This window comes from Sediminibacillus albus (genome assembly GCF_900101125.1).
GTDB lineage: Bacteria > Bacillota > Bacilli > Bacillales > Amphibacillaceae > Sediminibacillus > Sediminibacillus albus.
The window spans coordinates 284284-299602 of sequence record NZ_FNFL01000001.1 but is presented as its reverse complement, the minus strand read 5'-3'; the positions used below and the strand labels follow the sequence as shown (position 1 = coordinate 299602).

The window sequence follows — 15319 nt, the reverse complement described above, 5'->3', positions numbered from 1 at the left end:
TTGTATTATTCTAAAATCCTTTAGAAAGCATATAATTGAAGGTACAAGCTGTGAATGCGAATAGGGATGTGTTGTTATGGTAAAGAAGTTTACTGCTTCTATCTTATTATTAACTTTGATTGTGATATTTATTTATAATTTTTCAGAGCAAAAGAATAACATAGAAGAAAGCAATGGGCATGGGGCAACTTCTGACAGTTTGGCAGCCGGGACTGAAGCACCTACTGTGTCCCTCCAATCGTTAGAAGGAAATAAAGAAATTACTCTCTCTGATTACAAAGGAAAAAAGGTTTTGCTTAACTTTTGGGCAACTTGGTGCGGACCTTGTAAAGAAGAGATGCCGGCAATGGAGAAGCTTAAAAAAGCTTACGGAAATGAAGTAGAGATCCTGGCAGTAAACGCAACGGCAACAGAGCTGGAGGGTGTAGAAAAAGTTCAGGAATTTAAGGAACAGGCAAATGTATCTTTTACGATTTTGCTGGATAAAGACTCAACAATAATAGAGAAATATCGGGTGCTTAACATTCCTACCTCTTATTTTATCGGAAGCGATGGAAAAATAAAAAAAACAGTGACAGGGCCAATGACGTATGAATTTATGGAACAAACAATAAATTCAATGAATTGACTTATATTTTTCAGAAAAATGGTAATCCTCTTAATAAGACGTAGAGAAAGAGGAGCGGATTACCATCTCATTAAGAAAACGAAAATCACTGGAAGATTTGATTAAAGAAAACAGGGACAATATTTTGCGGGACAGTCAAATCTTAAACCAAATCGAGGATAGGATCGATAAGCGGATAAATAGCTCGCTTGAAAAAAAAGGATGACTGCATGCAGCCATCCTTTTTGTATAGGTGCAGTTCTGTTAGCTCATAATAAGCTTACTCCTTTTAGAAAGGGGAGACTAACTATATGGGAAATCCCAAAAAGGACTCGAAACATTTCAGACCAAGTCACTTGGGTACACAGCCTTTGGAAGCTGGCGGCAATAAGGGAAAGCAAATGCAAGTTAAAAGTGACCAAAAACCACAAGTTATTCAAACTAAAGGTGAATAGGAGGCCGCTTTGATGGATAAGCACAATACTCATCCTAAGCCTGATGATCGTTCTGATAATGTAGAAAAACTTCAAGATATGGTTCAGAATACAATCGCCAACTTGGAAGCTTCCCACGAAACGATGAAGTTTGCTTCAGGAGAAGAAAAAGAACAAATTAAAGCTAAAAATGCCCGCCGGGAAGAATCGATTCGTGGATTGCGGCAAGAAATTAAAGACGAGTACCACGATCAACAAAATCAATAGCGGCCCATTGTGGCACTGTCAGGCTGTCGAGAAACACTCGGCAGCCTTGTTTTTGTTCTTTTTCAGCTCTGTACTCTCGAAAATGCAGGATAGTCAACATTAGGGTTGGGCTATGTTAAAATGATGAGTGATATGAGAAGGGAGCGGTAGGGGTTGGAACAACAGGAAACAGATTATCATTTAAAACTTAATACATGGTCTACTATCAATGAAACGCCTCCTTTAAGTGAAGTGGAAGCTTTACGGTTGATGGATGATGCTAAACAAAATCCGCAACTGCTTGCAGATGAGAAAACATCGATTTTATATAGTATTATCGCTTATCATAGACTGAGAAGAAATTATAACGATGACCACGTTGTGGATATACTACTAAGAGAGGCAGAGTCAATGGCTGTTTATCCCAATGTATTGGTGGAGATAAAAAATTTGAAATTATACTTGAATTTGTTTTCGGATATAGAAAGACTCCATCTGGACCAGTGGGCAATTCGTGAAACAGATTTTGATCCTGCCAAGCTTAAAAAAACAAAAGAACTGGCAGAACAGATTGAAGATTTCAAGCAACAAATAACTGTTAATTTCGATGAAATCGAACCGAGTCAACTAAAGAATATTGCGGAACAAGTCCTTGGTCAGCTGGACATTTTGCTGGCAATGCTCCAAGATTCTGTCCATGCGATAGAAAATAAAAAAACCACTATTCCCGTAAAAGAATTGAACCAACAAGTTAGAGAAACATCCAGGCTGCGAAGTGAACTGCTGGAAAGTTTTCCGGATGCATTCAAAAAGCCAAATGAGCAAAACCCTCTGGAAATGCTCGACGAAATGATTGGAATGAAAGAAATTAAACAATATATCCATCAATATTATCATTATTTAAAGTACCAAAAAGAAAGACGGGAATTGGGCTTTAACATCGTCGATGAACCAGGAATGCATATGATTATCAGCGGCAATCCTGGAACAGGAAAAACGACTATTGCCCGGCTGTTGGCGGCTATTTACCATGATCTTGGATTATTGGAAACAAACAATGTCACAGAGGTCAACAGGGCGCATCTGGTTGGTTCTTATGTAGGACAAAGTGAAGAAAACACTATTAACTATGTCCGTCAGTCCGTCGGTGGGATCTTATTTATTGATGAAGCGTACAGCTTACGAAGAGAAGGGCAGAGCGGGAACGACTACGGCCAAGCAGTGATTGACACACTCGTATCAAGTATGACAGGCAAGGAATATGCTGACCGGTTTGCTGTCATTCTGGCGGGCTATCCCGAAGAGATGCGGCAATTTTTATGGTCAAATCCAGGTCTGCGCAGCCGCTTCCCGGAACCTAATCATATTACCTTGCCGGACTTTGCTACCAACGAGCTTCTTCAAATTGCAGAAAAGACAGCGTTAAGTAATGATTACTTTTTCACTGAACAGGCGCTTAACAAATTTGAAGGGCTCATCGAGCAGTCGCGGGTAGACGAAACATTTGGGAATGCCAGAACTGTAAGAGATTTGGTGTTGAAAGCAATTTTCCAAAAGGGAGCATATAAAAGCTGGCATTCCAGTGAAAATTGGCTGGATCATATGAGAATAGAGCCCGATGACCTTAACTTTATCGATGAAAAAGAAGATGACCAGCATCCGATGCAGCAGCTTGATGAACTGATTGGGTTATCTAATGTGAAAGAAGAAGTGAAAAAACTGTCATCGTTTGTGCGAGTACAGCAGCAACGTAAACAAAACGGGCTTCCGACAGTACCTGTTCAGCTGCATGCTGTGTTTTCCGGGAATCCTGGTACAGGAAAGACGACTGTCGCCAACATTTATTCGCGTATATTGAATAATTGCGGCTTGTTAAAGCGCGGACACTTAGTGATAGCATCGCGAGGCGATTTAGTTGCCGGGTACGTTGGGCAGACGGCGATTAAAACGAAGAAAAAAGTAAAGGAAGCACTTGGCGGGGTATTATTTATCGACGAAGCTTATGCTTTATACAGAGGAGACAAAGATTTCGGGAAAGAAGCAATCGATACACTTGTCGATGAAATGACAAAGCATAATGAGAATTTAGTCGTGATACTCGCCGGATATAATAGAGAGATGGATCAATTTATTGATAGCAATCCAGGTTTGGCTTCCCGTTTTAAGAAATACTTCCATTTCCAGGATTATGCAGCAGAAGATTTATTAAGAATCACGGAGTACCATGTGGGTGAATATCATTATCAGTTGGATGAACTAGCGAGAGCATATCTCAATCAACAATTCCATGAAAACAAAATTGAAGGAAATGCGCGGTTTGTTGTCAATTTAATTGATGAAGCTGTCCAATTTCAAGCTCTTCGAGTATTGGGAGACGAAAAGGATAGTCCGAATGTTAGCCAGCTGCTGATAAAAGAAGACTTCGAACAGGCATGGACCTCGATTAGGGGGAAACGAACATGAAAAAAGTAACCACACCAATAAAAGTCAGATATCAGGAAACGGATCAAATGGGCGTTGTCTATCATGCCAATTATCTGGTTTGGTTTGAAATCGGACGAACAGCCTTCATTGAAGAGTTAGGTTTTAAGTACCATGAAATGGAGAATTCTGGGGTCGTTTCACCAGTAGTAGATGCCGATTTGTCCTTCGAGCAGCCAATCCGGTATGGCGAAGATGCTTATATCGAAACATGGCTAAAAGATTATGATGGTTTACGCGTTTCCTATGCTTATAGAATATACGGTGCGGAGGGACAAACAGCAGTTACAGGCTCTACGAAACATGTAGTTGTGAAAAAGGACAGTTTCCGCCCTGTCTCTATCCGAAGAACGCTTCCTGATTGGCATCAAGCATATCAAAGCGCCATGGGCGGAGAGTAGCGATGGCGTTTGGACTGAGGCGTGACGAACTAATTAAGTGGAAACAGGAGGTTTCTCAAGGGAAGATTGCTTTTCTGACTCATTACTGGATTGATAGCAGGTTTCCTGACTGTGACACTGTAACGAAAGTGGGATGCAGTGATATCGATAAATTGGTGGAATGGGGAAATAAATACGGGCTTGACCCGAGGTGGATACACAGAGATGAACACTTCCCGCACTATGATTTAATGGGACAGATACAAAAGAAAATCCTTACAGCAGAAAAGCAATGGAATCAGCTGGAGCGTTTTATCGATTAAAAAAGTGACTCACTTCTCTAATTGAGGCGATATAAGAAACAAAGAGGGGGTATGCCTCTTTGTTTCTTTAATTATATTCAAAGCTAGGTTCTTCTGTTTCGCCATTATATTCAATGTGCAAGTCTGCACCGTCAAAATACCATGAATCTTGCTGCTCTACAAAAAACAAAATACCATGAACTTCTGATTCAGTGACAGGTTCACTTGGTGCTTCTGCAGCTATACCCAGTGAAAAACCTGGTTGGTGGCCGCCAATCCCCCCATACCGTACAAAAAACCTAACCTCATCGGTTTCTTCTAATTCCAATTCATTTTTATACCATTCGGCAGCTTCCTCTGATATTTGTAAATTCATCTCATCAGCTCCTCCTTAAATTCCTTCTATGAAAGTCTATTTACTTAATAAGGTGAAATGAAACATCAAGTTAGATTCAAGTATTAATTTTTTGTCGTGATTCTTTGATTACCTAACCTTGATACGAATTGGCACTGTTAAATAACAGAACTATAAATTTTGCTTTTGTTGTGCATGAATGGCTGTCTATACATCGTAAAACACCTCTCCAACTATATCGGAGAGGTGTTAAGGTTTTGTCTTTTTTTCGGGGACAGGGTCAAATCCTCCTGGATGGAAGGGGTGACACTTTAAAATTCTTTTAACTGCCAGAAAGCTGCCTTTAAAAGCTCCGAACCTTTGGAGCGAAACTAAGCCGTACTGAGAGCAAGTAGGGTAAAACCTGCAGGTTGGCGGCTTGATGGGACTGATTACTTTTTGGTAAAATTTCACGAAAAAGATTAGCAGGTTCTTCATCAGTTTCATCCTTTACACATGGGCTTCCTGTCGCTTATCATATGTCAAAGAAGCTACGGCATCATGCAGGTGGATCGATTCTTCGTTCTTACAATAAACGGAGAACTTCTCAACATAGGGGAGTTCATATAAGTCCGCAGCGACCAGGCGCACGATATCCTCCACAAAGCGTGGATTTTCATATGCCTGTTCGGTTACCATTTTTTCATCCGGGCGTTTTAATACAGGGTGTATCCGGGCGCTTGCATTACTCTCCGCTGCTTCTAATAAAGCTTCCTTCCAATCGATTTCCCTTTCATCAAACTCCTCTGAAAGATTTGCTGTCATTGTAACGATACCTCTTTGATTATGGGCACTGTACTCGCTGATTTCCTTGGAACAAGGGCATAAGGTAGTGATTGTCCCTGACAAAGAAACTTCGACATGATGCCCCTTCTCTTGATCAAAGTCAACACGGATAGATGCATTGGCATGGTTCAACCCGGCCAGCTCTGAAGACGGGCCTTTTCGTTCGAAAAACCATGGAAAGCAAACTTCCATTTGGGCATCCTGTTGATTTAACCTTGTGGCTAAATCCTTAGTAAAGATTTTTAATGTCTCGATATCTATCGTATAATTATTGAGGTAGTATTCGTTTAACTGCTCGGTAAACCGGCTCATATTTGTTCCTTTGCTGTCCTTGTCTATTCTTGAAGTGAAGCTGAAAGTACCTATGGTAGTCTGGTTCAATGGTTTTATGTTACTGCTGATATTAATGGGATTCTTCACATTAGCAATCCCTACTGCATCTATATCAAATAAAAAATCTTTTTTTGAATTTTGTAAATCAGCCATTTGTTCTTTCTCAACTGGTTTTGTCCGTGGACCAGGGTTTACGGATCCGAAAAGTTTATGTCGTTCCACTTTGCTTGGAAGGGTTTTTTTTATGACTTGTTCTGTATTGTTCATAGCTCAGGCTCCTTTCCACCATCAGTAGCTATTTAAAAGTATAATAAACAACCTTTTATTATTCAATTTTTCAGCTTAAAAACGGAATAATAGAATAATCTATGTTAGTTGATAATTATTATAAATTATCATTTATGAGCTTGTTCAGAGTAAGAGGACCTAACCTTTGGCCAGGCCCTCTTGGTTACATCCAGGTGATTTTTGGTTCTGTTTTATTAATAATCCGTTTAATATTTGCTCTATGCCGGTAAAATACAAAAATAGTCATAAGAGAGGTAACAATCAACAGTCCGGTTTCCCGGAAGATTATGCTGACTGCAACAGTGACAACCCCGGTTACCATAGATGCAAGCGATACATACTTGGTTAAATAAAGCATCAGGAAAAAGGTTCCTAACATTATCGCGAATAACAGTGGATTGACTCCTAGGATAACTCCGCCGGAAGTAGCGACAGCTTTTCCGCCTTTAAATTTCGCAAACAATGGATACATATGGCCAATAACAGCAAATATACCAATAACCAGCGGATTGACTTCGGCATTGATAATTTGAGGCAGTACAGTAGCTGCCGTTCCTTTTAAAATATCGGAACCAGTTACTAACAGGCCGGCTTTAAATCCGAGTACCCGAAAAGAATTTGTACCTCCCAAATTGCCGCTGCCATGCTCTCTGATGTCGATTTTAAATCCTAGCTTTCCGACAATAAGTCCAAAAGGAATAGATCCAATCAGGTAAGCGATAATTGCAAAAATAATATAATTCATATTAAAACTCCTTTTCTTACAATGAGGACATCTATTGATATTTTACCACGAAGGGGGAGCAGTTACATCACTAACTTTTAACGTCTAAATTAATTCTTTATCAACAAATGTTTTCCATCCTGACGTTAAGGGTAGGTAATTAAAAACAAATTTAATTTTTGAGGGAGAATACGATGATTCATTTTGACAATGTCGGCAAATCTTATTCAGATGGAACAGAAGCTGTGAAAGCTTTAAATTTAACCATAGAAAATGGGGAATTAATGGCCTTAATCGGGCCTAGCGGCTGCGGTAAAACAACAACACTGAAAATGATCAATCGATTAATAGAGCCAACGGCAGGATCGATAAAAATACATAACAAAGACATTCGGGAATACAATATCCACGAGTTACGTTGGAATACAGGATACGTATTACAGGAAATTGCCTTATTTCCCCATATGACAATAGAAGAGAATATTACCATCGTTCCGGAGATGCGCAAATGGAAAAAAAGTGACATAAACCACAGGGTTAGCGAATTAATGGAAATGGTAGGCCTGGACCCGGCTACTTTCCGGAAAAGACAGCCAGATGAATTATCTGGCGGCCAACAGCAGCGTGTAGGCGTCATCCGGGCGCTTGCCGCTGATCCAGATATCATTCTCATGGATGAGCCCTTTAGTGCTCTTGATCCAATTACCCGCGAGCAACTGCAAAACGATGTCCGTCATTTGCAAAAGGAAATCAAAAAAACAATTGTCTTTGTCACCCATGACATTGACGAAGCGATGGCACTTGGGGACAGAGTGTGTTTAATGAAAGATGGCGAGATAGTTCAAGTGGACAAACCACAGCAATTAATACTCCATCCTAAAAACGATTTTGTAAAAAGCTTTATTGGTGAAAAAAAATCTCCTTGGCAAACAGCAGTGGATATCCTAATGGACCGATCAATGAGCAGGACAGTAACGTTGCCCCAGATAGAAGAACAAAACGTTAATCCTTCCGGGAGCTATATTATTATCGGACACGAAGGGGAGTATATTGGAACATTAATAAACGGGGAAAAAATCGTTCATCCAGAGCTTCCAAATTATTTGCAGCTTGTAAAAACGATCGAAACCTTCCGTGCTAATAAAACGGATTTGCTGCCTGTTGTCAAAAACGACCGAGTGATTGGGACCCTTTCTTACGAAGATATCGTCCATTTTCTTGAAAGTAAAACGAAGAAAGAAAATGGGGTGATTCAATAATGTCTGAATTCATTGAGGTGTTTCACGCCCGAGAAGGAATGCTTTTGGAAAAAATATGGGAGCATTTACAAATTTCCATCATTTCCTTGTTGATTGCGATAATGATCGCTGTTCCGCTTGGCCTTTTGCTAACGAGAATAAAACGGATTGCTGAACCGGCAATAGGGATAACTGCCATATTACAAACTATCCCTAGTCTGGCGGTACTGGCGTTTCTAATCCCCTTTTTAGGAATTGGGAAGCAGCCTGCAATTATTGCTTTGATTGCTTACGGACTGCTGCCGATCTTAAGGAATACATATACTGGAATTAAAGAAGTTGATCCAGCCTTGAGGGAAGCAGCAACGGGAATGGGGATGAATTCTTTCCGCCGGTTAGCGAAAATTGAATTGCCATTAGCGATGCCGGTGATCATGGCAGGCATCAGAACTTCGATGGTGTTGATTGTCGGTACAACGACGATTGCTGCGCTAATTGGTGCAGGAGGATTGGGCGAACTCATTCTACTCGGTATTGACCGCGGCGGCGATATTTATCTGATCTTGCTTGGTGCTGTCCCAGCGGCCCTGCTTGCTATAGTTCTGGATTTTATATTACGTGTGTTTGAACGGACTTCTGCAAAATCCGGATTTCGTTCACTTATCGTCATGCTGATCGTCGCTGCTTTAGTTATAGTCAGTCCTTTTTTGATTAATACAGAGGAGCGCACAGATTTAGTCATTGGCGGAAAACTGAATGCAGAGCCTACCATCTTGATAAATATGTATAAATTGTTAATTGAAGAGGAAACAAATCTCCATGTAGAGTTGGAGGAAGGCTTAGGTAAAACGACATTTGTATTTAGCGCGCTAAAAGAGGGGAGTATTGATATCTATCCGGAATTTACCGGAACAGCTATCGTCACTCATATGGAAGAGCAAGCTTCCAGTAATGATCCCCGGAAGGTTTATGAACAGGCTAAACAAGGAATGAAAGAAAAATTCAACATGGCAATGCTGGAGCCAATGAAGTATAACAATACGTACGCCTTAGCAACAACTAAGCAATTTGCTGCTGATCATAATCTGGAAACGATTAGTGATCTTAACGCAATAGAAGATGAAGTGACTGCTGGCTTTACACTTGAATTCAATGATAGAGAAGATGGGTATAAAGGTATCCAGGAGCTTTATGGAATTGAATTTGGCGAAGTTAGAACGATGGAACCCGGGATACGGCAAGAAGCTATTGATAGCGGACAGGTAGACATAATAGATGCTTACTCGACGGATAGCTATATGGTGGAATTAAATTTAACAACATTAGCAGATGATCAAAACCTCTTTCCGCCTTACCAGGGCGCACCGCTAATGAGACAGGAAACGCTGGATAAATATCCGGAATTGGAGGGAATATTAAATCAACTTGCCGGCAAGATTACAGATGAACAAATGAGGGAAATGAATTATAGAGTAGACTATGAAGGGGAAAGCCACGAACAAGTAGCTCGTGATTTCTTAGAGAACGAAGGCTTATTAGATTAGAAAGGAGACAAATCGATGGCTTATCAAAGTCCTTCAAAGCAAGAAATGAAAGAAATTCTGCAAAATGCCCAGACAATAGCGGTGGTAGGATTATCAGATAATCCGGATCGTACATCCTATCAGATCGCTTCAGCAATGCAAAAGGCGGGTTATAAAATAATCCCCGTAAATCCGGAAATCGATGAATCGTTGGGCGAGCCAGCTTATGACTCTCTTACTGAAGTTACAGAAAATATTGATATCATCAATATTTTTCGCCGCTCGGAATTTCTCCTGGATATCGCCAGGCAAGCTGTAGAAACAAAAGCAAACGTTTTTTGGGCACAGCAAGGTATTTATCATGATGAAGCATATGAATTTTTGAAAGAGAATGACTTCACTGTTGTAATGGACACGTGTATAAAAGTAGCTCATTCGATTACGATAGGAAAATAAACTTTAGGTGTGCAGAGGTTTACAGGCTGTCAAGGAAGTCTTGGCAGCCTGAATTTTTTGTCTATTTTCCTATTTCGGCATCATCGTTATTAACCTAAGAGAGAATCCTTAGAGACAGTATTTTTGTTGCAACCAAAACACTCCAAAATATTGTTATTCCCACGGTAGCCGCCCCGAAGGTGAGCTCGGGCGTCTTCCTGGGGAAAGCTCGGGATGAAACTGTAGAAAAACCAGTTATTTATCCATAATATATACCCCCCTTGCTTTGCAGAAGATTTTTCTTTGAACTTATTTGCTTTGTCCTAAATAGTGCGGCATACCCGCTGTATTCAGTTTTTTTTCTTAAGCAAATCGGTGCTTTTTATGCCCTTTATTGACAGGAAGCTGGGAGAAGGGATTGACTTTTTTCACGATTATTCCTTAGGATATATAAGAGCACGCAGGGATGCTTTTACATAAGAGGAAATTTGATTAAACGTAAAAACAAGCTAAAATGGAAAAGGCAAGAATCTTGTTGAAGAGGATCAAGCAAAGGAAAAAAGCTGCCTGGTCTGGCGGGCAAACAGGTTTTCTTATGATTCTTTACACAAGCAAACGTTTGTTCTATGATATGATAAGAGTAGCAGAAAGGAGCCGGTGTTCGATTGGTTAAACATACAATGCAATATTCGGATGATTCCATACAAGTATTAGAAGGACTAGAAGCTGTCAGAAAACGGCCTGGCATGTATATTGGCAGTACAGATTCCCGCGGACTACACCATTTGGTATATGAGATAGTCGACAATGCTGTTGATGAAGTGTTGGCAGGGTTTGGAGATATTATCCGGGTAACCATCCACGAGGACAATAGTATCTCGGTAGAAGACAAGGGACGAGGGATGCCTACAGGCATGCACAAAACTGGAAGACCTACTCCTGAGGTTATATTCACTGTCCTTCATGCTGGCGGAAAGTTTGGCCAGGGAGGTTATAAAACCAGCGGCGGTTTGCATGGGGTTGGCGCTTCTGTCGTAAATGCATTATCAGAATGGCTGGAAGTCATTATTTATAGAGATGGGTTCACCTATTATCAAAGGTTTGAAAACGGCGGTGTGCCTGTTACCTCCTTAGAGAAAAAAGGAGCTACCAAAAAGAAGGGAACAACGATTCGTTTCAAGCCGGATACTACTATTTTCACGTCAACCACGTATCAATTTGAAATGTTATCTGAACGGCTGCGCGAAGCTGCTTTTCTTTTGAAGGGCTTGCAAATAGATATCATTGATAAAAGAAGCGGCGAACAGGAAACTTATCAATATCCGGATGGATTGGAGTCGTTTGTTTCTTATTTAAACGAGGAAAAAGATACACTTCATCCGGTAGTCTCTTTTGAAGGTGAACAGCAGGAAATAGAGATAGACTTTGCCTTTCAATTTAATGATGGTTATGCGGAAAGCATGCTGTCATTTGTTAATAATGTTCGAACCAAAGACGGAGGAACTCATGAATCTGGTGCAAGAACAGCTGTTACCAGAGTTTTCAATGAGTATGCCAGAAAGACCGGTATTCTTAAAGAAAAGGATAAAAATCTGGAGGGGAACGATATCAGGGAAGGTTTTACAGCAATCGTTTCCGTTAGAATACCGGAAGATAAACTCCAGTTCGAAGGCCAGACTAAAGGGAAACTGGGCACAGCAGAGGCACGATCAGCAGTTGATGCAATCGTTTCTGAACAGCTTTCCTACTTTTTAGAGGAAAATGCCGATATAGCCAGTATGCTTACCAAAAAAGCCGTAAGGGCTAAAGAGGCTAGAGAAGCGGCAAGGAAGGCTAGAGAAGAAGCAAGGACAGGCAAGAAAAAGAAACGAAAAGATGCACTGCTGAGCGGAAAGCTGACACCAGCTCAGTCTAAAAATGCGGCGAAAAATGAACTTTACCTCGTGGAGGGTGACTCTGCCGGAGGTTCTGCCAAACAGGGAAGAGACCGTAAGTTCCAAGCAGTGCTCCCTCTGCGTGGAAAGGTAATAAACACAGAAAAAGCCAAGCTGGCAGATGTGTTAAAAAACGAAGAAATTTCGACCATTATTCATACGATAGGAGCAGGAGTCGGAGGGGATTTTAATTTAGATGATGTCCAATACGACAAGATTATCATCATGACAGATGCCGATACAGATGGAGCTCACATCCAAGTTCTTCTGTTGACTTTCTTTTATCGTTATATGCGGCCTTTGATTGAAGCAGGAAAGGTTTATATTGCACTTCCTCCGCTTTATAAAATATCTAAAGGCAAAGGAAAAAAAGAAGTTATTCATTACGCTTGGAATGAAGAGGAAATGAAGGATGCGACCAAGAAATTAAAAAACGGATACATCATCCAACGATATAAAGGTCTAGGCGAAATGAACGCCGACCAGTTATGGGAAACAACAATGAATCCGGAAACACGCACATTAATCCGTGTCACGATAGATGATTTAACAAGGGCCGAAAGAAGAGTGACTACCTTGATGGGAGATAAAGTGGAGCCGCGGAGAAAGTGGATTGAATCCCATGTAGAATTTGGCTTGGAAGAAGAAACAAATATATTAGAAAATGAAAATATTCATACGTAAATCGAGAGTTTGAAACGGGGGGAGCCTACTTGGCTAAAGTAGAACAATATTTAGATTTGCCCTTGGAAGATGTTATTGGAGACCGGTTTGGCAGATATAGTAAGTATATTATCCAGGATCGGGCACTGCCGGACGCAAGGGATGGTTTAAAACCAGTACAACGTAGAATTCTGTACGCAATGCACGAAGAACGGAATACCCATGATAAAGCTTTCCGTAAATCCGCAAAGACAGTAGGTACTGTGATTGGTAACTATCATCCGCATGGAGATAGTTCTGTTTATGAAGCAATGGTGCGGTTAAGCCAGGAATGGAAAGTACGTAATGTCCTAGTAGAAATGCATGGGAATAACGGCAGTGTGGATGGTGACCCGCCCGCAGCAATGCGTTATACAGAAGCAAGGCTATCCAGCATTTCTTCTGAATTAATCAGGGATATCGAAAAAGAAACGGTTGAATTTGTACCTAACTTTGACGATACCATCAATGAACCAGTCGTACTGCCGGCCAAGTTTCCTAATCTGTTGGTAAACGGTTCGACTGGTATTTCTGCTGGTTATGCCACTGAGATTCCTCCGCATAATTTAGCTGAAGTTATTGACGCGGTAATTAAAAAAATCGACAATCCTGATATTACGATAGATGAATTGATGAAAGTGATTCATGGGCCTGACTTTCCAACTGGGGGCATTATTCAAGGAGTAGAAGGATTAAAAAAAGCTTATGAAACCGGAAAAGGAAAAGTGGTCGTACGTGGGCGGGCAACAGTAGAAAAAATGCGGACCAACAGAGAGCAGATCGTCATCGACGAAATTCCGTACGAAGTAAACAAAGCCAGCTTAGTCAAGCGGATGGATGAACTCCGCATTGACAGAAAAGTAGAAGGCATAGCTGAAGTGCGAGATGAAACCGACCGTACAGGTATGAGAATTGTCATCGAATTAAAAAAAGATGCTGATAGTGAAGGGATTCTCCACTATCTATATAAAAACACCGATTTACAAATCACTTATCACTTCAATATGGTTGCCATTAAAGATAAAACACCGAAATTGTTAAACCTTAACATGATCCTTGATGCCTATATTGGACATCAAAAAGATGTAGTCACTCGACAGTCCCAATATGATTTACGCAAGGCCAAAGAAAGGTCTCACATTGTAGAAGGGTTAATAAAAGCGATTTCCATTCTGGACGAATTAATTGCAACTATTCGTGCTTCCAAAGATAAACAGGATGCTAAATCCCGGATTAAAGAAGCATATCAGTTCTCCGAGCAGCAAGCAGAAGCAATTGTTAATTTACAGCTATACCGTTTAACAAATACGGACATCACTTCTCTGGAGAAAGAAGCAGAAGAATTGCGCGGACGAATTGCCGGTTTGGAAGAAATTTTGAACAATCCTAAAAAGCTGTTTAAAGTAATCAAAGACGATTTAAAGAGTTTGAAAAAGAAATATTCGGAACAGCGTCGTACCGTCATCGAACAGGAAATCGAGGAATTGAAAATCAACCTGGAAGTAATGGTTGCCAGTGAAGATATTCTGGTTACAGTGACAAGGGATGGTTATATCAAGCGGACAAGCCTTAGATCCTATGCGGCTTCCAATGGAGAAGATCTGGCAATTAAAGATGACGATCATCTGATAGCATTGCAGGAAATCAATACGACGGATAAACTATTGCTATTCACTAACAAAGGTAGATATTTGTATCTGCCTGTCCACGAATTACCGGATATCAGATGGAAGGATCTCGGTCAGCATATTTCCAACATTGTCTCCATTGGAAAAGATGAAACGATTGTAGAAGCCATTCCCGTACGGGATTTCACTGAAGGAAAATATTTATTGTTCATTACGAAAAACGGAATGATCAAACGGAGTGAGTTGAATCTTTATGAAGCCCAGCGATACTCCAAAGCTCTCGTAGCTGTGAATTTGAAGGGAGATGATTTAGTCCAGAATGTATTTATCACTTCCGGAAATCATGATATCTTCATTGCTTCAAATAAAGGGTATGGATTGTGGTTTGAAGAATCTGAAGTGACGCCTGTCGGGCAACGTGCGGCCGGAGTAAAGGCCATTCAGCTAAAAGAAGGGGAATATGTTGTCAGCGGACAAGTGTTCGAGAATGGTGCCGACCCTAGCTTGGTGTTGATTACCCAGAGAGGCGCATGTAAGCGTATGAAATTAAATGAGTTTGAACAAACGTCCAGGGCCAAGCGGGGAGTTGTGATGCTTAGAGAGCTAAAACAGAAGCCACATCGAATTGTCGGCTTTTATCTTGTCAACGAAAAGGAAGTATTACAATTTAAGACTTCGTCTGGTACCGTTCAGACTTTATTGCCGCTGGAATTGCCTAAGAGTGACCGTTATAGCAACGGTTCTTACGTAATTGATTCGGATCAGCAGGGCGAAGTAACAGAGGTATGGAGAGATACTCCTTATCAAAGACCGTTCGAGGCAAAAGAGGATTCACAATAATAAAGTTATGTTAACAGCCCCCTGCAAAATTTCTTGCAGGGGAC

General features: G+C 40.8%; 16 protein-coding genes. 12 read left to right on the top strand and 4 right to left on the bottom strand.

Going from position 1 to position 15319, the window contains the following annotated elements; translation table 11 throughout:
- The first annotated feature begins 76 nt into the window (after window positions 1-76).
- The 7 genes from BLR93_RS01580 (at window position 77) to BLR93_RS01555 (ending at window position 4471) form a co-directional block, all read left to right on the top strand.
- A complete protein-coding gene (locus BLR93_RS01580) occupies window positions 77-628 on the top strand; it encodes a TlpA family protein disulfide reductase (RefSeq protein ID WP_093210548.1) in 552 nt (183 codons plus the stop codon).
- Between the two features lie 58 nt (window positions 629-686).
- On the top strand, window positions 687-833 hold the full coding sequence (locus tag BLR93_RS18335) for an FbpB family small basic protein (protein ID WP_139184397.1): 147 nt from the start codon (window positions 687-689) through the stop codon (window positions 831-833).
- A gap of 85 nt (window positions 834-918) precedes the next feature.
- Window positions 919-1062, top strand: coding sequence for an acid-soluble spore protein N (locus BLR93_RS01575; protein ID WP_093210546.1), 144 nt, complete (start codon window positions 919-921; stop codon window positions 1060-1062).
- A 12-nt stretch (window positions 1063-1074) separates the two neighbouring features.
- Window positions 1075-1308, top strand: a complete 234-nt coding sequence (gene tlp / locus BLR93_RS01570) for a small acid-soluble spore protein Tlp (RefSeq protein WP_093210544.1) — start codon at window positions 1075-1077, stop codon at window positions 1306-1308.
- A 153-nt stretch (window positions 1309-1461) separates the two neighbouring features.
- Window positions 1462-3750 (top strand): AAA family ATPase, encoded by a 2289-nt coding sequence (locus tag BLR93_RS01565; RefSeq protein ID WP_245690033.1) that lies wholly within the window; start codon window positions 1462-1464, stop codon window positions 3748-3750.
- Window positions 3747-4169, top strand: coding sequence for an acyl-CoA thioesterase (locus BLR93_RS01560; protein WP_093210542.1), 423 nt, complete (start codon window positions 3747-3749; stop codon window positions 4167-4169). The genes BLR93_RS01565 and BLR93_RS01560 overlap by 4 nt, the downstream gene beginning before the upstream one ends.
- Window positions 4170-4171: 2 nt before the next feature.
- Window positions 4172-4471, top strand: a complete 300-nt coding sequence (locus tag BLR93_RS01555; RefSeq protein ID WP_093210540.1) for a hypothetical protein — start codon at window positions 4172-4174, stop codon at window positions 4469-4471.
- A 67-nt stretch (window positions 4472-4538) separates the two neighbouring features.
- Here BLR93_RS01555 and BLR93_RS01550 read toward each other — a convergent pair whose 3' ends face one another.
- The 4 genes from BLR93_RS01550 to plsY form a co-directional block, all read right to left on the bottom strand.
- Window positions 4539-4826 (bottom strand): HesB/YadR/YfhF family protein, encoded by a 288-nt coding sequence (locus BLR93_RS01550; protein ID WP_093210538.1) that lies wholly within the window; start codon window positions 4824-4826, stop codon window positions 4539-4541.
- A gap of 228 nt (window positions 4827-5054) precedes the next feature.
- Window positions 5055-5282, bottom strand: a complete 228-nt coding sequence (gene yidD / locus BLR93_RS01545) for a membrane protein insertion efficiency factor YidD (RefSeq protein ID WP_093210536.1) — start codon at window positions 5280-5282, stop codon at window positions 5055-5057.
- 12 nt (window positions 5283-5294) lie between these two features.
- Complete coding sequence (folE2, locus tag BLR93_RS01540; RefSeq protein ID WP_093210534.1) at window positions 5295-6230, bottom strand: GTP cyclohydrolase FolE2; 936 nt, start codon at window positions 6228-6230, stop codon at window positions 5295-5297.
- A 184-nt stretch (window positions 6231-6414) separates the two neighbouring features.
- Window positions 6415-6996, bottom strand: a complete 582-nt coding sequence (gene plsY / locus BLR93_RS01535) for a glycerol-3-phosphate 1-O-acyltransferase PlsY (RefSeq protein WP_093210532.1) — start codon at window positions 6994-6996, stop codon at window positions 6415-6417.
- A 173-nt stretch (window positions 6997-7169) separates the two neighbouring features.
- Between plsY and BLR93_RS01530 the strand changes: the two genes are divergently transcribed.
- From BLR93_RS01530 to parC, 5 genes are all read left to right on the top strand, one after another.
- Complete coding sequence (locus tag BLR93_RS01530) at window positions 7170-8234, top strand: ABC transporter ATP-binding protein (protein ID WP_093210530.1); 1065 nt, start codon at window positions 7170-7172, stop codon at window positions 8232-8234.
- A complete protein-coding gene (locus BLR93_RS01525) occupies window positions 8234-9757 on the top strand; it encodes an ABC transporter permease/substrate-binding protein (RefSeq protein WP_093210528.1) in 1524 nt (507 codons plus the stop codon). The genes BLR93_RS01530 and BLR93_RS01525 overlap by 1 nt, the downstream gene beginning before the upstream one ends.
- 15 nt (window positions 9758-9772) lie before the next feature.
- Window positions 9773-10192: a CoA-binding protein gene (locus tag BLR93_RS01520; RefSeq protein WP_093210526.1), complete on the top strand. Its 420-nt coding sequence runs from the start codon at window positions 9773-9775 to the stop codon at window positions 10190-10192.
- Window positions 10193-10851: 659 nt separating this feature from the next.
- On the top strand, window positions 10852-12789 hold the full coding sequence (parE, locus tag BLR93_RS01515; RefSeq protein WP_093212279.1) for a DNA topoisomerase IV subunit B: 1938 nt from the start codon (window positions 10852-10854) through the stop codon (window positions 12787-12789).
- 29 nt (window positions 12790-12818) lie between these two features.
- Window positions 12819-15275 (top strand): DNA topoisomerase IV subunit A, encoded by a 2457-nt coding sequence (parC, locus tag BLR93_RS01510; RefSeq protein ID WP_093210524.1) that lies wholly within the window; start codon window positions 12819-12821, stop codon window positions 15273-15275.
- The last annotated feature ends 44 nt before the right edge of the window (window positions 15276-15319 follow it).